Raw genomic sequence first — 22535 nt, 5'->3', positions numbered from 1 at the left:
TTCCGGACGCCGTCGCCCCCAATGTTCCGGGAGAGCGAACAACGTTCCTCAACACGCGTTTTCCCCGCACTTCGACCGAAATCCGGCAGGGCCGGGACCAGAAAAGTCGCGACGCCGATCAGAAATCAAGACGCGGACCGCAGATGCTAGGGATTTCCCCAGGGTCGCGCTCGCGCCGCACCTCCGCGAGCCATGACGCAGACCACCCCGACCGCACGGCGAGATCACCATCACAGCTGCGCACAGCGGGTTTCACGTCGGTGGCGCACACCGGGTCAGCCTCCGGCCGCCCCGCGTTCCGGCGGTGGCGCGGGGAAGGGGAATGGGCTCTATCACCACGCCTGCGACCCATTCTAGGTGTTCTCCTAGAACGGATATTCCTCCCGGTATCTCCGGTCTTGACCCGCCGAGCAGCGCTCGGGCAAGGTTCACGACGCAACGGGATCCCGCGAATGCCATCGCGATTCCCGCCGAACGCGCGAACGCCTTTTCCCCGATCATTCACCCCGGCTTTCCCGGCGCGTCCCGCGTCGCACGTCCGGGGTGGTCGGGCGCGCGCAAAAAATCAGTGCGCCCGCGACCGGTCGACCGGGCGCGGGAGCGGGCGCCGTGGTCCGTGTGAATACCGCTCGCCGCTGAAGGTTGGTGCCATGTCAGTCCGCCGCGACGATCGTCGACCGCTGTCCGGGGCGCAGGAGGGTCTCTGGTTCGCCCAGCGCCTCGCGCCGGGCAGCGCCGCCTACAACACCGGTGAGCACGTGGAGATCCACGGGCCGGTCGACGCCGAGCTCTTCGAGACCGCGCTGCGCCGGACCGTCGCCGAGGTCGACACCTTCGCGCTGCGCTTCCTCGACACCCCCGACGGGCCGCGGTGCGACCTGGGCGCCGGGGACGACTGGCCGCTGCACCGGCTGGACTTCCGCGACGCCGACGATCCGAAGGCCGCGGCCGAAGAGTGGATCCACCGCGACCTGGCCACCCCGGTGGATTTCGACGCGGGGCCGCTGTTCTCGCACGCGCTGCTGACGCTGGGCGCCGAGCACCACATCTGGTTCCTGCGCGCGCACCACGTCCTGCTGGACGGCTACAGCTACAAGATGGTCGCGCGGCGACTGGCCGACACCTACACCGCGCTGGCCGCGGGTGAGCAACCGGCGCCGGGGCGCTTCGAGTCCGTGCTGCGGTTGCAGGAGGACGAGGCCGCCTACCTGACCTCCGAGCGCTGCGCGCGCGACCGCGCGCACTGGGCCGAGCAGCTGGCCGGACTCCCCGAGCCGACCCGTCTGACCGACCGCACCGCCGCACCGGTCGCGCCGTTCCTGCGTCGCACCACCGACCTGTCCCCGGCCGAGGCCGAGGTGCTGTCCACGGCGGCCGCCCGGCTCGGGGTCGCGCGCACGGACCTGCTGGTCACGGCGATCGCCGCCTACCTGCACCGGATGACCGGTGCGGAGGACCTGGTGCTCGGGCTGGCCACGATGAGCCGGTTGGGCAGCGCGGCGCTGCGCACCCCGGGCACCGCCTCCGACATCCTGCCGCTGCGGATCGCGACCGCGCCGGAGACGCCGGTCGGCAAGCTCGCCGGGGCGGTCTCCGACGAGCTGCGGGCGCTGCGGCGGCACCAGCAGTACCGGGGCGAGTCGCTGCGCCGCGACCTCGGGCTGCTCGGCGGCGGGCGGCGGCTGCACGGGCCGGTGGTCAACGTCGTCCCGTTCAGCGAGGACCTGGTGTTCGCGGGCAGCCCGTCCACCTCGCACCACCTGTCCGGCGGGGCGGTCGAGGACCTGCAGATCTCGATCCGGCCCGGAGCCGATCCGGAAGGGTTGTGGATCGCCTTCGACGCCAACCCCGAGCTCTACGACGATGCCGAGCTCGGCGCGCACCTGGAGCGGTTCCTGCTGGTGCTGCGGCAGTTGACCGAGGCCGATGCGGAACTGCCGCTCGGCGCGGCGAACCTGCTGCTGCCCGGCGAGGAACCGCAGGACGCCGTCGCGCCGGAGCACTCGGTGACCACGACGCTGGCCCGCCGCTTCGAGGAGCAGGCGGCGCTGGTGCCGGACCGCACCGCCGTGTCCTTCGTGGACGAGTCGGTGACCTACGCCGAGCTCGACGCCGAGGCCAACCGGCTGGCCAGGCTGCTGGTCGAGCGCGGCGCCGGACCCGGCGGCGCGGTGGCGCTGGCGCTGCCGCGCGGGATCCGGCTGGTCGCGGCGCTCCTGGCGGTGCTCAAGACGGGCGCGGCCTACCTCCCGCTCGACGTGGCGCATCCCGCCGAACGGCTGCGGCTGGTCATCGACGATGTGGGGCCGATCGCGCTGGTCACCGACTCCGCGCACGCCGGTTCGCTGCCGGACTCCGCGGCCGCGGTCGTGGTGCTCGACGACCCCGCCACCGAACGCGACCTCGCCGGGCGCGCGACCGGTGCGCTCACCGACGCCGAGCGGACCGGTCCGACCGGACCGGAGGACATCGCCTACGTCATCCACACCTCGGGCTCCACCGGGCGTCCCAAGGGCGTGCCGGTGCCGCACGCCAACGTGCTGCGGCTGTTCGAGGCCGCCGCCGAGCACTTCGACTTCGGCGCCGACGACGTGTGGACGCTGTTCCACTCCTACGCCTTCGACTTCGCCGTCTGGGAGCTGTGGGGTCCGCTGCTGCACGGCGGGCGCCTGGTCGTGGTGCCGCACGCGGTGAGCCGCTCGCCGCGGGAGTTCCTGGACCTGCTGGCCGCCGAGGGCGTGACCGTGCTCAACCAGACGCCGTCGGCGTTCGAGCAGCTGGTGCAGGCCGACGACGGGCGCCCGCTGGCGCTGCGGTACGTGGTCTTCGGCGGCGAGGCGCTGCACCCGGACCGGCTGCGCCCGTGGGCCGAGCGCCGCGGCCTCGACTCCCCCGAGCTGGTCAACATGTACGGCATCACCGAGACGACGGTGCACGTCACGCACCACCGCACGACCTGGGCCGAGCTGGACGACCCGCGGCGGGCCAGCGTCATCGGCCGCCCGCTGGCCGACCTGCGGGTGCACGTGCTCGACGCCGAGGGGCGGCCGGTGCCGCCGGGCGTGGTCGGCGAGATGCACGTGTCCGGTCCCGGCGTGGCGCCGGGCTACCTGAACAGGCCGGAGCTGACCGAGGAGCGGTTCGTGCCCGACCCGTTCGGGCGGCCGGGAACCCGCATGTACCGCACCGGCGATCTGGCGCGGCGACGCCGTGACGGCGTGCTGGAGTACGTCGGGCGCGCCGACCAGCAGGTCAAGATCCGCGGTTTCCGCATCGAGCCCGGCGAGGTCGAGGCGGTGCTCGCCGAGCACCCGGCGGTGGCGCGGGCGGCGGTGGTGGTCCGGCGCGGTGGCGACGGTCAGCCGCAGCTGGTCGGCTACGCGGTTCCCGCCCAGAAGCGGCCCGACCCGGGCGAGCTGCGGGCGCACCTGGCAGCCCGGCTGCCCGAGCACATGGTTCCGGCGGCGTGCGTGCTCGTGGACGAGTTCCCGTTGACCGCCAACGGGAAGCTGGACACCGCCGCGCTGCCGGAGCCCGATTTCGCCGCCGCGGCAGGCGGAATCCCGCCGAGCACTCCCGAGCAGGCACTGGTGTGCCGGCTGTTCGCGGAGGTGCTCGGGCTTCCCGAGGTCGGCGTGGAGGACGACTTCTTCGCCCTGGGCGGGCATTCCCTGCTGGCGACCCGGTTGCTGGCGCGGCTGCGCGCGGAGGCGGGCGCGGACGTGCCGATCTCCGAGCTGTTCGACGCGCCGCGACCGGCGGCCCTGGCCGCGCGCGTCGGGGAAGCGACCGGGGCGCGGCAGCCCGCGCTGACGGCCGTCGAGCGCCCGGAGCGGATCCCGCTGTCGTTCGCGCAGGAGCGCATGTGGTTCCTCGACCGGCTCGGGGACGCCGCGACCTACAACATCCCGCTCGTGGTGCGGCTGCGCCACGAGGTCGACGTCGACGCCCTGCGGGCCGCGCTCGGCGACCTCGCCGACCGGCACGAGAGCCTGCGCACGGTCTTCGCCCCCGACGAGTCCGGGGTGCACCAGCAGGTGCTGGCGCCCGGCGGGCTGCGGCCCGAGCTGCGGGTGGTGGACTGCCCGGCCGACGAGGTCGACGCCCAGGTCTCCGCCGCGGCCCGGCACCGCTTCGACCTGACCCGCGAGAGCGCGCTGCGGGCAGGGTTGTTCGGCACCGGGAGCGAGCGGACGCTGCTGATCCTGCTGCACCACAGCGCCGCCGACGGCTGGTCGCTGCGGCCGCTGGCCGACGACCTGAGCACGGCCTACCGGGCTCGGACGGCGGGCGCGGCGCCGGAGTTCGCAGCGCTTCCGGTGCAGCACGCCGACCACGCGATCTGGCAGCGGCAGCTGCTCGCCCCCGGCGCGGGCCGGATCGAGCAGCTCACCCAGTTCTGGGGCACCGCGCTGGCCGGGCTGCCCGCCGAGAGCTCCCCGCCCACCGACCGGCCCCGTCCCGACACCAGCGCGGGCGAGGGCGCGAGCACGACCTCGACGGTGGGCTCCGAGTTGCACGGCCGGTTGCTGGAGCTGGCCGAATCCACCGACACCAGCCTGTTCATGGTGCTGCACGCGGCGGTGAGCGCCCTGCTGACCCGCTGGGGCGCCGGCGAGGACGTGGTGCTGGGAACCCCGGTCGCCGGTCGCGCCGACCCGGCGCTCGACGACGTGATCGGGCTGCTCACCAACACTCTGGTGCTGCGGGCGAACACCGCCGGCGACCCGGCGTTCCGCGCGCTGCTGGCGCGGGCGCGGGAGTTCGACCTGAAGGCGCTGGACCACCAGGACATGCCGTTCGACCGCCTGGTGGAGGACCTCAACCCCGCCCGGCACCCGTCCCGGCACCCGGTGTTCCAGGTGATGCTGGCGCTGCAGAACAACGACAGCGCGGTGCTGGATCTCGGCGCGGACCGCGCGGCGCTGCGGCCCACCGCGACCGGCACCGCCAAGTTCGACCTGTTCGTCGACGTGCTGGAGCGCTACGACGACCGGCAGGTGCCGGACGGGCTGGAGCTGCACGTCGAGTACGCCACCGACCTCTACGAGCCCGCCACGGCGGAGGAGTTCGCCCGCGCGCTGCGGGAGGTCCTGGAATCCGCCTGCGCCGACCCGGACGCGCCGATCAGCGCGCTCACCGCTCGCGACCGACCGGCCGTGACCCCGGCCGGGCACTCCGCCGCCGCGGCGGCCGTGGAGCGCGCCGCCCTGGCGGTGCCCGGCATCCGCGACGCGGTGGTGCTCACCGGCGAGGAGCTCGCGGTGCACGTGGTGCCGGACCGGGCGGGCGCGGTCGACCAGGTGGAGCGAGCCCTCGCCGGTGCGGCCCGGGTCGTCGCGGTCAGCGACCTGCCCCGCCTCCCGGACGGTTCGGTGGACACCGCTGCGCTGCAGGCGCTTTCGCCGGTCGACGACCGGGCGGCGCAGGAGTGGCAGCGGCGGCTGGCCGCCGTTCCCGGGGTCCGCGACGCCGAGGTGCGGCTGGAGGACGTCCCGGCCGACCTGGAACGCCGCCACATCGGCATCCAGCGCGAGAGCGCCCCGCAGGTCGCCGACACCGGTCCCGCATCCCGGCCGAGCACCGTCCCGGCACTGTCCGAGGGGCGCACCCTGCCCGAACCGTCGGTGCCGGACTGGGCCTCGGCTCTCACCCGCGCGGCGGCGAACCCGGACGGCGAGATCGTGCACGTCCGCCCGGACGGCACCGAGACCCGCACCCGCTACGCCGATCTCGTCGTCGAGGCCTCCCGGGTGCTGTCGGGTCTGCGCGGCGCCGGTCTGCGGCCGGGCGACCAGGTGATCCTGCAGTGCGACGACACCGAGGACTTCGTGGCCGTGCTGTGGGGCTGCGTCCTGGGCGGGTTCGTGGCGGTGCCGCTGACCGTGCCCGGCTCGTACGCGACCGGTTCGGCGGCGCTGGCCAAGCTCGCCGGCATCTGGCGGATGCTGGGCCGCCCGCTGATCGTGGCCTCACCGGGCAACGAGGCCGGGATCCGCGACCTCGCCGCCCGCGAGCAGTGGCCGGACCTGGAGCTGGCCACGGCCGATGAGCTGCGCGCGGGCCCGGAGGACCGCGACTGGTACGAGGCCGCGCCGGACGACCTGCTCCTGCTGCTGATGACCTCCGGCAGCACCGGGCTGCCCAAGGCCGTGCGGCAGACCCATCGGGCGGTGCTGACCCGCTCGGCGGCGACCGAGGCGATGAACGCGCTGGGTCCCGACGACGTCTCGCTGAACTGGATCCCGCTGGACCACGTCACCGGCGTGGTGATGTTCCACCTCCGCGACGTCTACCTCGGCTGCCGCCAGGTCCACGCGCAGACCTCCTGGATCTTGGAGGAACCGGTGCGCTGGCCGGAGCTGCTGGACCGGCACCGCGTCACCGTCACCTGGGCGCCGAACTTCGCGTTCGGGCTGCTGGCCGAGCACGCCGAGCAGTTCACCGGCCGGGACTGGGACCTCTCGCCGGTGCGGCTGGTGATGAACGCGGGCGAGGTGGTGGTGGCCTCCGCGGCCCGCCGGTTCCTGCACGCGCTGCGGCCGTTCGGGCTGCCGCAGCACGTGATGCACCCGGGCTGGGGCATGTCCGAGACCTGCTCCGTGGTCACCGATTTCGAGCTTCCCGGCGAGGCACCGGACCACGACGAATCGTTCGTCAGCTGCGGCCTGCCCTACCCCGGTTTCGACATGCGGGTCGTCGACGAGCAGGACCGCCTGCTGGTCGAGGGCGAAGCGGGCCGGTTGCAGGTGCGCGGCACCTCGGTGACCGAGGGCTACCACGACAACGCGAGGGCCAACGCCGAGTCGTTCACCGCCGACGGCTGGTTCGACACCGGTGACCTGGCGTTCCTGCGCGACGGCGAGCTGTTCATCACCGGCCGCGCCAAGGACGTCATCATCGTCAACGGCGTCAACCACTACAGCCACGAGATCGAGGCGTGCGTCGAGGAGCTCCCCAGCGTGGTGCGGAGCTTCACCGCCGCCTGCGCGGTGCGCTCGGACCCCTCGGTGAGCACCGACGAGCTCGCGCTGTTCGTGCACCTGGCCGACGGGCAGGACCCGGCCACCGCGCTGCGCGAGATCGGCGGCAAGGTCACCCGCGAGATCGGGGTGAGCCCGACGTTCCTGATCCCAGTGGCCCCGGAGGAGATCCCGAAGACCGAGATCGGCAAGATCCAGCGCACGAAGCTGCGCAAGAGCTTCGAGGCCGGTGAGTTCGACGCGGCGGTGCGCGAGTCACAGCTGCTGCTGGGCACGGCGGCCACGGTGCCGGACTGGTTCCTGCGGCCGGTGTGGCAGCGCGCCGAGTCCTCCCACCGCACCGGAACCGCCCGGCACGCGCTCGTGCTCGCGGGTGCGGACGCGGACCTGGCCGAGCGCATCGCGGGGCGGCTGCGCTCCGACGGGGGCCTGTGCACGGTCGTCACCCCGGGCGCGGAGTTCGAGCGCGTGGACGCGGCGACCTACCGGATCCGGCCCGACGAGCAGGACCACGCCGCGCTGCTGGCGGCGCTGGCCGACGACGGGCGCGAACCCGACGCCGTCCTGCACCTGGCGGCGAGGGAGCCCGGCGAGCAGCCGTGGGAAGGCGGCGCGGAATCGCTGCTGGTCCTCGCCCGCGCGCTGGCGGACCGGCCCGGCCGACCGCGTCCGCTGGACCTGCTGTTCGTCACCACTGGCGCGCAGGCCGTCGCCGATGACGAGCTGCCCTCGCCCGCGCACGCCGCGGCAGGTGCGCTGCTGAAGTCGCTGCGGGAGGAACTGCCGTGGCTGCGGGGCGTGCACCTCGACGTCTCCGCCGACGAGGACCCGCTGGAGGCGATCCTCGCCGAGGCCGCCGGGCACCCCGCCGACACCGAGATCGCGGTCCGAAGTGGACAGCGGTACGCGCGCAGGCTCGCCCCGCTGCCGGAGCACCCCGACCCGGCCGAACCCGCGCAGCAGGACGGTTTCCAGCTGCTCAGCGGCGGTTTGGGCGGCGTCGGCGTCGACCTGGCCGCGCACCTGCTCAAGACCCCGGGCACCCGGCTGCTGGTCCTCGGCCGCACACCGCTGCCGGAGGAGAACACCTGGCAGCGGCACCTCGACGAGGGCGGTCCCGTCGCGGACCGGATCGCGGCGCTGCAACGGCTCCAGCAGCTCGGCGAGGTGCGCTACGCGGCCGCCGACGTCACCGACCCCGCGCAGGTCCGGTCCGCTGTGGACGGTGCTGCGGCTCAGTGGCGGCTGCCGCTGACCGGGGTGCTGCACCTGGCGGGCGGCTTCGACCAGCGACCCGTGCAGGAGCTCGCGGCCTCCGACTGGCGGGACGCGCTGGCGGCGAAGGTGCTCGGCGCCTGGACGCTGCACCAGGTCGCCGCCGAGCACCCGGTGACCTCGTTCATCGCGTTCTCCTCGGTGAACGGCCACTTCGGCGGCGCGATGAACGCCGCCTACTCGGCGGCCAACGCCTTCCTCGACGCCCTGGCCGTGCATCGGCGGCGCAGCGGCCTGCCCGGGCAGAGCCTGGCCTGGAGCATGTGGCGGGAGCGCGGCATGAGCCGCGGCTACCAGCACACCGCGCTCACCGAGGTCCGCGGCTACCGGGTGCTGGACGCGGCGATGGCGCTGCGGTCGTTCGACTTCGCCCGCGGGCTCGCCGAACCGCACGTGCTCATCGGCGCCGACCGCACCGCGCCGTGGGTGCGCAGCCACGTGCGCGCGCCCGTGCGGCAGCTGCGGCGGCTGGCCGGTCGGGTCGGGCTGGAGGACGGCGCGGACCTCGGCGAGCTGCACGCCGCCGCGTCGACCGGAGCCGAGCCGGGCACGTGGGTGCTGCGCTCGGCGGGGACGTCGGCCCGGCAGGAGCAGGCCGGCGGCGACGACCTGCGGCGGCTGGAGGGCGAACTCGCCGGGATCTGGAGCGGCGTGCTCGGGCGCGACGTGGTGGGTCGCGACGAGAACTTCTTCGACCTCGGCGGCAACTCGCTGCTGCTGGTCACCGCGCAGACCGCGATCAACAAGGCGCTCGGCTGCGAGCTCGGCGTGGTCGACCTGTTCGCCCACCCCACGGTGCGGGCGCTGGCCAAGCACCTGGCCGAGCGGGGCACCGCGGCCGCCGCGCCCGAACCCGACCAGCAGGCCGGGCCGAGCGGCCTGGACCGGGCCAAGCAACGTGCACAGCGGCAGCGGGACGCGCGCAGCGCCCGCCGCCGGGAGCGGAAGGACCGCGGGAATGGATGACACCACGCCGGAGGAGGTCCCGGCCGTCGCCGTGATCGGCATGGCGGCCCGCCTCCCCGGGGCGTCCGATGTGGACGAGTTCTGGGCGAACCTCGCCGCCGGGCGGGAGTCCGTGCGCGCCATCAGCGATGAGGAGTTCCTGGCGGCGGGCGGTGATCCGCGCGACCTGGACGACCCGGCGCTGGTCCGGATGGCGTCCACGGTGGACGGCATGGACCGGTTCGACTCGGGGTTCTTCGGCTACAGCCCCGCGGAGGCCGCCGTCGTCGACCCGCAGCAGCGGCTGCTGCTGGAGACCGCCCACCACGCGCTCGAGGACGCGGGCCACCCGGACTCGGCCGCGGCGTCCACCACCGGCGTGTACGCGGGGGCGGGCGACAGCCGCTACTACCCCGCGCACGTGCACCCGCGCTTCGCCGGTCAGCCTGGCAGCGTGGAGCTGGTGCACTCGGCCACCGCGAACTCGCTGGGCACGCTCGCGACCCGGATCTCCTACGAGCTCGGGCTGACCGGGCCGAGCGTGTCGATGCAGACGGCCTGCTCCACCGCGCTGGTCGCCCTCCACACCGCCTGCCAGGACCTGCTCGAATTCCGCTGCGACACGGCCCTGGCCGGTGCGGTGTCGCTGAACCCGTCGGCGCTGCTGGGCTACCGGCACGTCCCCGACGGGCCGTTCTCGCCCGACGGTCACTGCCGCGCGTTCGCCGCCGACGCGTCGGGCACCTCCTCCGGTGACGGGGTGGGCGTGGTCGTGCTCAAGCGGCTGGAGGACGCGCTGGAGGACGGCGACCGCATCCGCGCGGTCATCCGCGGCACCGCCATCAACAACGACGGGCGCCGCAAGGTCGGCTTCACCGCGCCCAGCACCGCCGGGCAGACCGAGGTCATCCTCGCCGCCCAAGCCCAGGCCGACGTCGGCGCGGACACCATCGGACTCGTCGAGTCGCACGGCACCGCGACCCGCATCGGCGATCCCATCGAGGTCTCCGCGCTCACCGACGCGTTCCGGGAGTCCACCGCCGAGACCGGGTTCTGCGCGCTGGGCTCGGTCAAGACCAACATCGGGCACCTGGGCGCCGCCGCCGGGATCGCCGGGCTCATCAAGGCCGTGCTCGCCCTGGAGCACCGGGAGATCCCCCCGAACCTGCACTTCGACGAGCCCAACCCGCTGATCGACTTCGCCTCCGGCCCGTTCCGGGTGCCGACCGCGCTGGAGCCCTGGCCGGCAGCCGAGCACCCCCGGCGCGCGGCGGTCAGCGCCTTCGGCATCGGCGGCACCAACGCGCACGTGATCCTCGAAGAAGCACCGCCGCAGCCCGACGTCCCGCGCGCGGCGGAGGAAGGCCGACGCCAGGTGCTGCCGCTGTCGGCGCGCACCGCCGGGGCCGCCCGCGGCCAGGCCGAGGCGTTGGCGCGGCACCTGGAGAACCACCCGGACCTGCGGCTCGACGACGTGGCGCACTCGCTGCGCGTCGACCGCCCCGCGTGGCCGCACCGGCTCGCGATCAGCGCCTCCAACGCCGAGGAGGCCGTCGCCGCGCTGCGGGCCACCGGCCCGGCCGGTCCCGCGGTCGGCGAGGAACCGCCGAGGGTCGCGTTCCTGCTGCCCGGCGGCGGCACCCAGTACGTCGGCATGGGCGCCGAGCTCTACCGCGACGACGACGTCTACCGGGACGCGATCGACCGCTGCGCGGCGATCCTGCGCCCGGTGACCGGCGAGGACATCCGCACCGCGCTGTTCGAGCACGCCGAGCCGGGCAGCCCGGAGGCGCTGCTGGCCCTGGTGGTCACCGAGTACGCGCTGGCCACCACGCTGATCGAGGCCGGGGTGGTGCCGGACGCGCTGATCGGGCACTCGCTCGGCGAGTACACCGCGGCCTGCCTGGCCGGGACGCTGGACCTGGCCGAGATGCTGCCGGTGGTGGCCGAGCGGATGCGGCTGATCGTCTCCTCCGGCGGCGCGACGGTCGGGGTGGCCGCCTCGGCCGAGGTGGTGCGGCCGCTGCTGGACGACCGGCTGTCGCTGGCCGCGATCAACGGCCCGGACGCCTGCGCGGTCGCCGGGCAGGTGGACGCCGTGGCGCGGTTGGAGGACGAGCTGACCCGCCGGGAGCTGCCGTTCCGGCGGCTGCGGGTAGCCGGCGCCGCGCACTCGCACGTGCTCGACCCGGTGGTGGACACCTTCGCCGGTCACCTGCGCACGTTGACGCTGCGCCCGCCGCGGATCCCGTACGTCACCAACGTCACCGGCACCTGGGCCGGCGACGAGGTCACCGACGTGCAGCATTGGATCGACCACTTCCGCCGCACGGTCCGCTTCGCCGACGGCATCGCGGCGCTGTGCGACGGGGATCAGCCGGTCCTGGTGGAGATCGGTCCCGGCGACAGCCTCACCAAGCTCGCCCAGGCGCGGTTCCCGGACGCGCGCGCGGTCACCACGATGCGGCACGCCAAGGCGGAGCGTCCCGACGGTCCGGTGCTCTCCGACGCGCTGGGACGGCTCTGGAGCGCGGGCGTCGAATCGGCGTTGCCCGAGGTGGCGGGAGATCCGCGGCGCGTGCGGCTGCCCGGCTACGCCTTCGAGCGGCACCGGCACTGGATCGACGCCCCCGGCGCCCGCACCGACTCCCCGCAACGGGCGGAACCGGCCGAGCCCGAGCTCACCCCGCGCCCCCACCTGACCACTCCGCACCGCGCGCCGAGCACGGATCGCGAGCGGGCGGTGGCCGAGGTGTGGCAGGAGGCGCTGGGCATCGGCGGGATCGGGTTGGACGACAACCTCTTCGACCTCGGCGGCGACTCCATGCGCGCGGTGCTGCTGGCCGGACGGCTGCGGCAGGCCGGGCTGCTGGACGTGCCCGCGGCGGCGCTGCTGGCCGCGCCCACGATCGCCGGAGCGCTGGCAGCCGACGGTCCGAGCTCCGGCGGCGGGCTGCGGCCCCTGCTGCCGCTGCGGGCCGAAGGTGGGGAAACGCCGTTGTTCTGCGTGCACCCGGGCGCGGGTGTCGCGTGGCGCTACACCGGGCTGCTGCCGCACCTGGGCGCCGAGCAGCCGGTCCACGGCATCCAGGCGTTCGGCCTCGACGGCACCCGGCCGCCGGCCGCCGACGCCGCGGAGATGACGCGGTCCTACGTGGACCTGGTCCGGGAGGTCCAGCCGCACGGCCCGTACCGGCTGCTGGGCTGGTCCTACGGCGGGTTCGTGGCGCACGCGATGGCCTGCGCGCTGCAAGCCGACGGCGAGGAGGTCGAGCTGCTGGCCATGCTCGACGCCCCGCTGCCGGAGGGCTTGCCCTACACGCCGGAGGGGATCGAGCGCCAGGTGGCGGGCCTGCTCAGCCGCGTGGCCGGTCTGCCGGTCGCCGACGGGGAGCCGGACGTGGCGGCCGTGCTGGACCGGATCGGCGAGCTGTCCGCCGCGGACTCACCGCTGCCGGTGACGCGGGAGGAGGCGACCTCGATCGCCACCGTGATGCGCAACAGCCTGCGCATCGCCCCGCAGTTCGCCCCGGGCACCTTCGACGGCGACGCCCTGTTCTTCACCGCCACCGCGGACGTGCCCGGCGAGACCGACGACTTCGCCCTCGCCCCCGACAAGGCGGCCCACTGGCGCCGTCACGTCACCGGCACCCTCCACGACCACCCGATCGACTGCAACCACTACGAGATGACCGAACCCACCCCGATCGCCGAGGTCGCCGAAGCCCTCACCAAGCCCTTCCTGCGGTGATGCGAAAGACGAGCGCCCGGCGGGAACTCCCACCGGGCGCTGGTTCTCGTCCGCTCAGCCGCGGAGCTGCTTCTTCAAGATCTTGCCTGCCGGGTTGCGCGGGATGGCATCGGTGAACTCGATGCGGCGGGGGCGCTTGTAGGGCGCGAGGTTCTCCTTGAGATGGCCCAGGAGTTCCGCCGCGGTGACGTCCTCGGCGACGACGTGGGCCAGCGGGACCTCGCCGTAGTCGTCGTCCGGCACGCCCACGACCGCGGCGTCCCGGACCGCCGGGTGGTCCATCAGCACCCGCTCGACCTCCGACGGGTAGACGTTCTGGCCCGCCCGGATGATCACGTCCTTGCTGCGGTCGACCAGGTGGATCCGGCCGTGCTCGTCGAGGAATCCGAGGTCGCCGGTGACGATCCAGCCGTCCAGGGTGACCTCGCGGGTGGCCTCCGGGTCGTTCCAGTAGCCCTGCATGACACCGGGACCGCGCACCACGATCTCGCCGATCTCGCCCGGCGGGAGCTCCGCGCCCCGCTTGTCCACGGCACGCGCGGACATGCCCGGGATGACCCGGCCGCAGGGGATGCGGACGGTGGCGTCGCCGGGTTCGGGGTGCTCGTCGGGGCCGAGGGTCACGAACGGGCCGCCGACCTCGGTCATGCCGTACACCTGGCGGAACCCGCACCCGAGCCGGCGCACCGCGTCGGTGTAGACGTCGATCGGCATGGGCGCCGCGCCGTAGAGGATCTCCCGCAGCGAGGAGAGGTCCGCGGTCTCGGCCGCCTTCGCCTGGAACATGAACCGCAGCATCTGCGGGACCAGCCACATGTGCGTGGCGCGGTGCTCCTCGACCGCGGCCAGGGCGCGCTGCGGCGTGAACCCGGGCATCAGCACCAGCGTCGCGCCCGCCGCCATGTAGGTCAGCGAGACGACCATGCTGCCGTGGTAGAGCGGGCAGCAGTTGACCAGCACGATGTCGTCGGTCGGCCGCGCCTGCACCAGCCACCCGAGGGCGATGGCGCGGAACGAGCCGCCGTCGACGGTCACGCCCTTCGCGCGGCCCGTGGTGGCCGAGGTGTGCAGCACGGCCACCGGGTCGGTGTCGAGCACCTCGGGCAGCTCGACCGGCTCAGCGGTGCTGCCGAGCTCGGCGAACTCCGGCTTGTCGAAGGCGATCCGGACGCGCACCGACGGCAGCTCGGTGTGCCGGTCCAGCAGCTCGGACTCGCCGAGCATCGCGACCGCGCCGACGCGCTCGATCATCTCGGCTGCTTCCGGGGCGGCGACGCTGTGGTTGAGCGGCACGAACAGCGCGCCGATGCGCGCGATCGCGAAGTAGCTCTCCAGCACCTCGATGCGGTCCTGGGACAGCACCACCACCCGATCCCCGCGCTGCACGCCCAGCTCGACCAGCCCGCGGGCCAGCTCGGCGGTGCGGTCGTGGAACTGCGCCCAGGTGGTGCTGCGGTGCTCGTCGACGAGCGCGGTGCGGTCCGGGAAGCACTGGCGGTTGCGCTCCGCCAGCTGCGTCAGCCACATCAAGCACCGCCGGTGGTGGCCGCGCGCTCGGCGACGAAGCGCTCGTAGTCGGCGATGGTGCGCAGCTGCTCCACGTCCTCGGCGGTGATCTCGACGCCCGTGCGCTGTTCGACGAGCAGCACGAGGCGCACGAGGTCGCCGGAGTCGATGCCGCTGGCGGCGAGGTCAACGTCGTCGCCGACGGAATCGGCGAACTCGGCGGTGCCGGTGAGTTCGACCAGCAACGTCCGGATGGTGCTCATGGCAACCTCTTTCGCTGTTCGACAACGGTGTGTCGTCCCACAAGAGGCGCGCGCGGGCGCTCTCACTCCCCGCGATCCCGGTGACGTTGTTCACGCGGGCGGGCGGGATAGTCGGCGCCTCCTCGGCACTCTTCTTCTCCGGTGGAATCCCGCGGCACCGGCCGTCGGGTGATCGCTTGAGGGAGTGATGCGGGGTGCGCAGGCGATGCGAGCAGACCGGTGCGGGCGGGAAGCCATGAGCGCGCCGCGGTCCGAGGACGAGCTCAACGAGCGCTTCGAGGCGCTGCTGCGCGACGGCTCCGCGGTGGAGCCGCGCGACTGGGTGCCGGACGGCTACCGCCGGATGGTGCTGCGGCAGATCGCCCAGCACGCCCACTCCGAGATCATCGGGATGCAGCCGGAGGGCGCGTGGCTGACCCGCGCGCCGTCGCTGCACCGCAAATCCGTGCTGCTGGCCAAGGTCCAGGACGAGGCCGGCCACGGCATGTACCTGTACTCGGCCGCCGAGACGCTGGGCACCGACCGCGACGAGCTGCTCGACGCGCTGCACAACGGCAGGCAGCGGTTCGCCGCGACCTTCAACCACCCGGCGCTGACCTGGGCCGACACCGGGGCGATCGCGTGGCTCACCGACGGCGCGGCGGTGCTCAACCAGGCGCCGCTGTGCCACACCTCGTACGGGCCGTACGCGCGGGCGATGCGGCGGGTCTGCCAGGAGGAGACGTTCCACGTGCGGCAGGGCTACGACCAGCTGCGCGCCTTGTGCTCCGGGACTCCCGAGCAGCGCGAGATGGCCCAGGACGCGGTGAACCGCTGGTGGCTGCCCGCGGTGGCGCTGATGTTCGGCCCGCCCGACACGGTCGCCGGGGGCGCCGACGAGCGCACCGCGGCGATGGGCGCGGTGGTCTCCCGGCGGGCGATGGCGTGGGGCATCAAGCGGCACACCAACGACGAGCTGCGGCAGCGGTTCGTCGACCAGGTGGTGCCGCAGGCCGCCTCGCTGGGCCTGGAGCTGCCGGACCCGAACCTGCGCTGGAACGCCGAGCGCGGGCACTACGACTTCACCCCGATCACCTGGGAGGTGTACCGGGACGCGCTGGGCGACGACACGCACTCGGCACGGCAGCGGATCGCCCACCGCGTCGCCGCGCACTCCGACGGCGCGTGGGTGCGGGAAGCGGCCGCCGCCTACGCCGCCCGCGAGACCCCGGAGGCCGTGGCATGACCGGCGGAGCCCCCTCGTGGGAGGTCTTCCTGCGTCCGCGACGGGGTTTGGCGCACCAGCACGTCGGATCGGTGCGCGCGGCCGACCCGGACATGGCGCTCACGCGCGCCCGAGACCTCTACACGCGGCGAGGCGACCCGCTGTCCCTGTGGGTGGTGGCCTCGGCGTCGGTGCACGCCTCCTCGCCCGACGAGCACGACGCGTTCTTCAGCAACGCCCGCCACAAGCCCTACCGGTATCCCGAGCAGTACCCGATGACGGCCGAGGAGAGCGGCGATGCGTGAGCCGGTGACCACGACGACCCGGCCGCGGGACGCCGACCTCGCCGAGCTGGCGCTGCGGCTCGGCGACGACGCGCTGGTGCTCGGGCAGCAGCTGTGCCAGTGGATCACCCGCGCGCCGATGATCGAGGAGGACCTGGCGCTGTCCAACATCGCCCTCGACCTCATCGGCCACGCCCGGGTCCTGCTGTCCCGCAGCGGTGCGCTGGAGGGCAGCGGTCGCGACGAGGACGACCTGGCGTTCGGCCGCACGGAGCGGGAGTTCCGCAACGCGCTGCTGGTGGAGCTGCCCAACGGCGACTTCGCGGTGACCATCGCCCGGCACCTGGTGTTCTCCCACTACGCGGTCCCGTTCTACGAGCGGTTGGCCGGGTGCGGTGACGCCGAGCTGGCCGCGTTCGCCGCGCGGGCGGCCGCGGAGGTCGGCTCCCACCGCAGGCACGCCTCCGACTGGACGCTGCGGCTCGGCCTCGGCACCGCCGAGAGCGCGCGCCGGATGCAGTCCGGGCTGGACCGGATCTGGCCCCACGCGGCCGAGCTCTTCGAGTCGGACCCGGTGGTGGAGCGGCTGGTCGACGCCGGGCTGCACCCGCGCCCGGACGAGGTGCGCGTGGCCTGGCACGAGGGCGTCGCCGACGTGCTCGCCCGCGCCGAGCTCACCGAGCCCGCACCGGACTGGCACGCCACCGGCGGCCGGGCCGGTCTGCACACCGAGGCGTTCGGCCCGCTGGTCGCCGAGATGCAGTCGGTGCACCGCCAGTTCCCGGGAGGCACGTGGTGACCGCGCGCGAGGACGTCGACCGGGTGCGGGCCCGGGTCGAAGCGCTGCCCGACCCCGAACTGCCGATGATCACCCTCGGCGAGCTCGGGGTGATCCGCTCCGCGGACACCGCGGGCGACGGGTGCGTGGAGGTCGGGTTCACGCCGACCTTCCTGGGCTGCCCGGCGATCCCGGCCATCACCGAGGCCATCGAGGAGGTGCTGCGCGACTGCGGCCACTCGGACGGCCGCGTGCGGCACGAGCTCACCCCCGCCTGGACACCCGACCTGATCACCCCGACCGGACGCGAAAAACTCGCCGCCCACGGCATCGCCCCACCCGTCGACCGGAATTCCACTGAAACCCGGTCCCGGATTTCAGTGGAAATCGGATCCCCGACTTCAGCGGAAACCCGACCCGGGACTTCAGCGGGAGTCCGAGACCGGACTTCAGTGGAAACCCGGTCCCGGACTTCAGTGGAAACCGGGGACCGGACTTCAGTGGAAATCGGGGACCGGACTTCAGTGGAAACCGGGGCGTTCGGGGGGCCGACCTCGGTCGGGTTGGGGCTGGGGACGCCGTGCCCGCACTGCGGCTCGCAGGACACCCGACCGCACAGCTCCTTCGGTCCGACGCGCTGCCAGTCGATGCTGCGCTGCGCGGAGTGCCGGGAGATCTTCCCGTGCATCACGGCGACGTGAGGTGACTCCCATGAGCACGAGCACCACCGCGGGCTGGCACCCGCTGGAAGTCACCCGCGTCGAGCACCTGACCGCCGAAGCCGTGGCCCTGTCGCTGCACGTGCCGCCGGAGCTGGCGGCGACGTTCGCGCACCGGCCGGGCCAGCACGTCGTGGTCCGGCACGGCGAGCTGCGGCGCAGCTATTCGGTGTGCCCGCCTCCCGACGACCCGGCCGCGCTGCGGCTGGTCCTCAAACCGGTCACGCCGGGCGGTTTCGGCACCTACGCGAGCAGCGAGCTGGCGGCGGGCGACGTGGTCGAGCTGTCGCCGCCCGCCGGGAAGTTCGGGCTCCCGGAGCTGCGGGGCGCGCACCACGTGCTGATCGCCGGTGGCTGCGGGATCACCCCGCTGGCGCCGATGGCCGCCGCCGCGCTGCGCGGTGACCCGGACTGCCGGGTGTCGCTGGTGCACTCCGCGCGCACCGCCGCCGACGCGCTGCTGGCCGACGAGATCGCGCTGCTCAAGGACGAGTTCGTGCAGCGCTTCGACGTGCTGCACGTGCTCTCCCGCGAGCGCGGCGGCAGCGAGCTGTGCACCGGCCGGATCGACCCGCCGAAGCTGCGGCGGCTGCTGGAGCTGCTGGACGTCCGGCCCGGCGCGCAGTTCGCGCTGTGCGGTCCGCCCGGCCTGCTGGACACCGCGCGCGAGGCGCTGGAGGGCGTTCCGCCGGAGGACGTCCGCACCGAGCTGTTCGCCTCCACCGCGACCGGACCCGCGCCGGAACCCGAGTCCCGGGGCGGCCGGATCAGCGCGACCCTCGGCGGCCGCACCAGCAGCATGACCATGCTCCCGCAGGACCGGGTGGTGCTCGACGCGGTGCTGCGCCACCGCCCCGAGGTCCCCTACTCCTGCCGCGACGGCGTGTGCGGCAGCTGCCGGGCCAAGGTCCTCTCCGGTGAGGTCGCGCTCGGACCGCAGCACGCCCTGGACGCCGACGACCTGGCAGGCGGCTACACGCTCGCCTGCCGCGCCCGCCCTCGCACCGACGAGCTCGCGCTCGACTTCGACGCCTGAGGAGACGACCGTGACCACCACCCAGCAGCACGAGGGCCGCACCGCCCTGGTCACCGGCGGAAGCCGGGGCATCGGCCGGGCCGTCAGCCGGCGCCTCGCCGCCGAAGGCGCCCTGGTCGCCGTGCACTACGGCCACGACCACGACGCCGCCGAGCGGACGGTGAAGGAGATCATCGCCGACGGCGGTCGCGCGTTCGCGGTGCACGCCGAGCTCGGCGTCCCGGGCGACGCCGACGCGCTGTGGGCGGAGTTCGACCGCCAACTGGCCGCCCAGGACACCGAACCCGGGCTGGACGTGCTGGTCAACAACGCCGGCATCACCCTGCCGCGCACCATCGCGAACGTGACCGAGCAGGACTACGACCGACTGTTCGCCATCAACACCCGGGCCCCGTTCTTCATCGTCCAACGTGGACTGGATCGGATCCGGGACGGCGGCGCCATCGTCAACGTCTCGTCGGTGACGACCCGCTTCGCCTATCCCGCGATCATCGCCTACACGATGAGCAAGGGGGCCCTGGACACCTTCACCCTCGCCCTGGCCAAGGAGCTCGGGCCGCGCGGCATCACGGTCAACGCGGTCGCTCCCGGCTTCACCGAGACCGAGATCAACCCGACGTTGCGCAACCCGGAGATCCGCCGGAACTACTCGGCGGAGTCGGTGTTCGACCGGCTCGGGCAGCCCGAGGACATCGCCGCGGTGGTGTCGTGCGCGGCCGGCCGCGACGCCGGGTGGACCACCGGCCAGTGGATCGACGCCAGTGGCGGTGTCCGGATCTGACCGCGCTGCGCTCCGAGCCCGAAAGCTCCCCGCAAACCGCTGCCTCCGACACCGGAGGCGGTCCCCCAGGAGTTGTGATGACCGACCGCGCCTCCGCCCTCGCGGAACTGTCCACCGACGACCCCCTGACCCAGCCGTTCGGGGGCGCCAGCCCCTACGACGAGTACGTCCGCGCGACCCTGCTCAACACCCTTCAGGAACCGCTGACCGAGGCCGCCGACGAAATGGGCTTCCTGGTCACCACGCAGGTGATGGAGCTGTGGTTCACGCTGATCGTGTACGAGTGGCGCGCCGCGCGCGACGCCTTCCGCGCCGACGACCTCGACACCGCGATGGACGCGCTGCTGCGCAGCCGCCGCGGGCTCAAGGCCCTCAACGAGTCGTGGGCGCCGATCGCGGCGCTGACCCCGGTCCAGTTCAACGGTTTCCGCGCCGCCTTCGGCAAGGCCTCCGGGTTCCAGTCCGCGATGCACCGGCACATGGAGTTCCTCGTCGGGCAGAAGTCCGCGGCGCTGCTGCGCGCGCACTCCGGCGACCCGGATGTCCACAAGGGACTCAGCGAGGCCTACGAGGAGCCGTCGCTGTACGACGAGGTGCTGAACTTCCTGCACCGGCGCGGGTTCCCGGTGCCCGAGCACGTCCGCTGGCGCGACGTCACCGCGCCCTACGAATCCGATCCCGGTGTCGTCGAGGTGTGGCGGCGCATCTACGCCGGACCCCAGCACCACCCGCTGCTGCGGCTGGGCGAACAGCTCACCGACGTGGCCGAGGCGATCACCCGCTGGCGGCTGGACCACGTGATGGTCGTGCGCCGGGCGATGGGCGCCAAGCCCGGCAGCGCGGGCTCCGCGGGCGTGAAGTACCTGGAGAAGCGCGCCGCGATCGCGGTGTTCCCGGAGCTGTGGGAGGCCCGCGGTGCCATCTAGGGAGATCTCCGCGCGCGCCGCGGAGGAGGAGAAGCGGGTCCTGAGCCTCAAGCCGGTGCTGGCGCCGCGGCACAGCAAGTACGGCGAGCACCCGCACCACGGCTACGACGAGTGGCCCGGTGACGGGCCGCTGGTGGTGCTGCTGCACGGCGGCTACTGGCGCTACGACCGGATGCACCTGACCCCGTTCGCCGACTACCTCGCGCAGCAGGGCTTCTCGGTGCTGCTGCCCGGTTTCCGCCGCTCCGGCGGCGCGGGCGGGTACCCGGAGACGTTCGACGACGTGGCGCGGATCGTCGACGAGCTGCCCGCCGGGCGTCCGTACGTGCTGGCCGGGCACTGCTCCGGCGGGCACCTGGCGCTGTGGTGCGCGGCCCGCGGGCTGCTGCCCGCCGGATCGCGCTGGCACTCCACGAAGCTGCCGACGGCGGTGCTGGCGCTGGCGCCGATCACCGACCTGGCCGCGACGCGCCGCGACGACCTCAGCGACGGGGCCGCGGTGCAGCTCATGGGCGCCGAGGAGTTCACCGAGCGGCTGCCGCTGGTGGATCCGGTGACGCTGCTGTCGGAGGCCGGAACGACGGGGGTGCGCACCGTGCTGCTGCACGGCGAGGTCGACGAGGAGGTGCCGCACGAGCAGTTCGCCGACTACGCGGCCGTGCACCGGGACCTGGAGACCGTGGTGCTGCCCGGGACCGGCCACTACACGCCGATCGAGCCGGACAGCCCGCCCGCCGCGGACGTCGCCGCCGTGCTGCGGCGGTTGTGCGCCGAGTGGGACGACGCTGCGGGAGAGTGCTCGTGATGACACAACAACTCACCGACCTCGCCGACCACCTCGACGCCACGGATCCGCTCGCGCACGTCCGGGACCGCTTCCTGCTGCCGGAGGGCGTGGTCTACCTCGACGGGAACTCGCTCGGCCCGCTGCCGGCCGCGGTGCCGCCGGCGCTGGAGGACGTGGTGCACCGCCAGTGGGGCACCGACCTGATCCGCTCCTGGAACACCCACGACTGGTGGCAGGCCCCGCTGCGGGTCGGCGACGCCATCGGCGCGCTGATCGGCGCCGCACCGGGTCAGACGGTCGCCGGTGATTCCACCAGCGTGCAGCTGTTCACCGCGCTGAGCGCGGCGGCGGAGCTGCGCCCGGACCGCCCGCTGCTGGTCACCGACCCGGATCACTTCCCCACCGACCGCTACCTGGCCGACTCGGTCGCCCGGCTGCACGGGCGGCAGGTCCGCCGGATCGCGCCCGCCGACCTGCCGGAGTTCCTCGACGAGCACGGCGACCAGGTCGCGGTGATCAGCTACTCGCCCGTCGACTTCCGCAGCGGCGAGCTCCACGACGTGGCCGCGCTGACCCAGGCCGCGCACCGGGTGGGCGCGATGGCGCTGTGGGACCTGTGCCACGCGGCCGGGGCGATGCCGGTGCACCTCGACGACCTCGGGGTGGACTTCGCTGTCGGCTGCGGCTACAAGTTCCTCTCCGGCGGACCCGGCGCCCCGGCCTTCCTGTACGCCGCCGAGCGGCACCACGATGCGTGGCGCACGCCGCTGAGCGGCTGGACCGGCCACGCCGAGCCCTTCGGCCTCCAGGCCGACTACGTTCCCGCTCCCGGCATCGCGCGCGCCCGCATCGGCACGCCGCCGATCCTGTCGCTGCTGGCCCTGGAGGCGGCGCTGACCGCGTTCGACGGCGTCGACCTGGCGCAGGTCCGCGCCAAGAGCCTGTCGCTGACCGGTTTCTTCCTCCGCTGCGCCGACGCGCTGCTGGCACCGGAGGGCTTCGAGGCGGTCACCCCGGCCGAACCCGAGATCCGCGCGAGCCAGGTCTCGCTGCGGCACCCGCACGCCTACGGCCTCATCCAGGCCCTGGCCGCGCAGGGCGTCGTCGCCGACATGCGGGCGCCGGACATCCTCCGCTTCGGCGTCAACGCCCTCTACACCTCGCACCACGACGTCCTCACCGCCGCCACCCGCCTCCGCCGCATCACCGCCGCGGGCGATTACGACCCCGCACCGCAGGAAGCCGGCACCGTGACCTGATCCGCCGGCGGAACGCGGAAATTCGGTGGCCTGATGGG

Annotated in this window: 13 protein-coding genes; 11 read left to right on the top strand and 2 right to left on the bottom strand. The window is 73.9% G+C overall.

Annotated features, from left to right (window positions below; genetic code table 11):
• Positions 1-650 precede the first annotated feature (650 nt).
• A complete protein-coding gene (locus KBO27_RS03560) occupies positions 651-9224 on the top strand; it encodes a non-ribosomal peptide synthetase (protein ID WP_210968486.1) in 8574 nt (2857 codons plus the stop codon).
• Complete coding sequence (locus KBO27_RS03555; RefSeq protein WP_210968485.1) at positions 9217-12954, top strand: type I polyketide synthase; 3738 nt, start codon at positions 9217-9219, stop codon at positions 12952-12954. The genes KBO27_RS03560 and KBO27_RS03555 overlap by 8 nt, the downstream gene beginning before the upstream one ends.
• A 54-nt stretch (positions 12955-13008) precedes the next feature.
• Here KBO27_RS03555 and KBO27_RS03550 read toward each other — a convergent pair whose 3' ends face one another.
• Both KBO27_RS03550 and KBO27_RS03545 read right to left on the bottom strand, forming a co-directional pair.
• Entirely contained in the window at positions 13009-14481 is a 1473-nt protein-coding gene (locus KBO27_RS03550) for a class I adenylate-forming enzyme family protein (protein ID WP_210968484.1), read from the bottom strand.
• Positions 14481-14723, bottom strand: coding sequence for an acyl carrier protein (locus KBO27_RS03545; protein ID WP_210968483.1), 243 nt, complete (start codon positions 14721-14723; stop codon positions 14481-14483). The genes KBO27_RS03550 and KBO27_RS03545 overlap by 1 nt, the downstream gene beginning before the upstream one ends.
• 205 nt (positions 14724-14928) lie before the next feature.
• Here KBO27_RS03545 and paaA point away from each other — a divergent pair, with 205 nt between their 5' ends.
• The 9 genes from paaA to kynU all read left to right on the top strand — a co-directional run bounded on the left by paaA (position 14929) and on the right by kynU (position 22497).
• Positions 14929-15948 carry a 1,2-phenylacetyl-CoA epoxidase subunit PaaA gene (gene paaA, locus KBO27_RS03540; RefSeq protein WP_246536112.1) on the top strand — a complete coding sequence of 340 codons (1020 nt, stop codon included), beginning with the start codon at positions 14929-14931 and terminating at the stop codon, positions 15946-15948.
• Positions 15945-16232, top strand: a complete 288-nt coding sequence (gene paaB, locus KBO27_RS03535; RefSeq protein WP_210968482.1) for a 1,2-phenylacetyl-CoA epoxidase subunit PaaB — start codon at positions 15945-15947, stop codon at positions 16230-16232. Before paaA ends, paaB begins: the two co-directional genes overlap by 4 nt.
• Complete coding sequence (gene paaC / locus KBO27_RS03530) at positions 16225-17010, top strand: 1,2-phenylacetyl-CoA epoxidase subunit PaaC (RefSeq protein WP_210968481.1); 786 nt, start codon at positions 16225-16227, stop codon at positions 17008-17010. The genes paaB and paaC overlap by 8 nt, the downstream gene beginning before the upstream one ends.
• Positions 17007-17690 (top strand): PaaD-like zinc ribbon domain-containing protein, encoded by a 684-nt coding sequence (locus KBO27_RS03525; protein ID WP_210968480.1) that lies wholly within the window; start codon positions 17007-17009, stop codon positions 17688-17690. The genes paaC and KBO27_RS03525 overlap by 4 nt, the downstream gene beginning before the upstream one ends.
• Positions 17691-17700: 10 nt before the next feature.
• Complete coding sequence (locus tag KBO27_RS03520) at positions 17701-18744, top strand: 2Fe-2S iron-sulfur cluster-binding protein (RefSeq protein WP_210968479.1); 1044 nt, start codon at positions 17701-17703, stop codon at positions 18742-18744.
• Positions 18745-18754: 10 nt separating this feature from the next.
• A complete protein-coding gene (locus KBO27_RS03515; protein ID WP_210968478.1) occupies positions 18755-19525 on the top strand; it encodes an SDR family oxidoreductase in 771 nt (256 codons plus the stop codon).
• Between the two features lie 77 nt (positions 19526-19602).
• Entirely contained in the window at positions 19603-20451 is an 849-nt protein-coding gene (locus KBO27_RS03510; RefSeq protein WP_210968477.1) for a tryptophan 2,3-dioxygenase, read from the top strand.
• On the top strand, positions 20441-21256 hold the full coding sequence (locus KBO27_RS03505; RefSeq protein WP_210968476.1) for an alpha/beta fold hydrolase: 816 nt from the start codon (positions 20441-20443) through the stop codon (positions 21254-21256). Before KBO27_RS03510 ends, KBO27_RS03505 begins: the two co-directional genes overlap by 11 nt.
• Positions 21256-22497: a kynureninase gene (gene kynU, locus KBO27_RS03500; protein WP_210968475.1), complete on the top strand. Its 1242-nt coding sequence runs from the start codon at positions 21256-21258 to the stop codon at positions 22495-22497. The genes KBO27_RS03505 and kynU overlap by 1 nt, the downstream gene beginning before the upstream one ends.
• Positions 22498-22535: the final 38 nt, after the last annotated feature.

Origin of the sequence: Saccharopolyspora endophytica (assembly GCF_018070075.1) — a bacterium.
In the GTDB taxonomy this organism is placed as follows: Bacteria; Actinomycetota; Actinomycetes; order Mycobacteriales; family Pseudonocardiaceae; genus Saccharopolyspora; species Saccharopolyspora endophytica.
The sequence above is the reverse complement of the archived record's forward strand: the minus strand, read 5'-3'. Positions and strand labels throughout refer to the sequence as shown.

Bases quoted from the DNA above. Each gene is read 5' to 3' on its own strand.
- paaB (WP_210968482.1), top strand. From the start codon at position 15,945: ATGACCGGCGGAGCCCCCTCGTGGGAGGTCTTCCTGCGTCCGCGACGG.
- KBO27_RS03550 (WP_210968484.1), bottom strand. From the start codon at position 14,481: ATGTGGCTGACGCAGCTGGCGGAGCGCAACCGCCAGTGCTTCCCGGAC.
- KBO27_RS03520 (WP_210968479.1), top strand. From the start codon at position 17,701: ATGAGCACGAGCACCACCGCGGGCTGGCACCCGCTGGAAGTCACCCGC.
- paaA (WP_246536112.1), top strand. From the start codon at position 14,929: ATGCGAGCAGACCGGTGCGGGCGGGAAGCCATGAGCGCGCCGCGGTCC.
- KBO27_RS03560 (WP_210968486.1), top strand. From the start codon at position 651: ATGTCAGTCCGCCGCGACGATCGTCGACCGCTGTCCGGGGCGCAGGAG.
- KBO27_RS03545 (WP_210968483.1), bottom strand. From the start codon at position 14,723: ATGAGCACCATCCGGACGTTGCTGGTCGAACTCACCGGCACCGCCGAG.
- KBO27_RS03555 (WP_210968485.1), top strand. From the start codon at position 9,217: ATGGATGACACCACGCCGGAGGAGGTCCCGGCCGTCGCCGTGATCGGC.
- kynU (WP_210968475.1), top strand. From the start codon at position 21,256: ATGACACAACAACTCACCGACCTCGCCGACCACCTCGACGCCACGGAT.
- paaC (WP_210968481.1), top strand. From the start codon at position 16,225: ATGCGTGAGCCGGTGACCACGACGACCCGGCCGCGGGACGCCGACCTC.
- KBO27_RS03510 (WP_210968477.1), top strand. From the start codon at position 19,603: ATGACCGACCGCGCCTCCGCCCTCGCGGAACTGTCCACCGACGACCCC.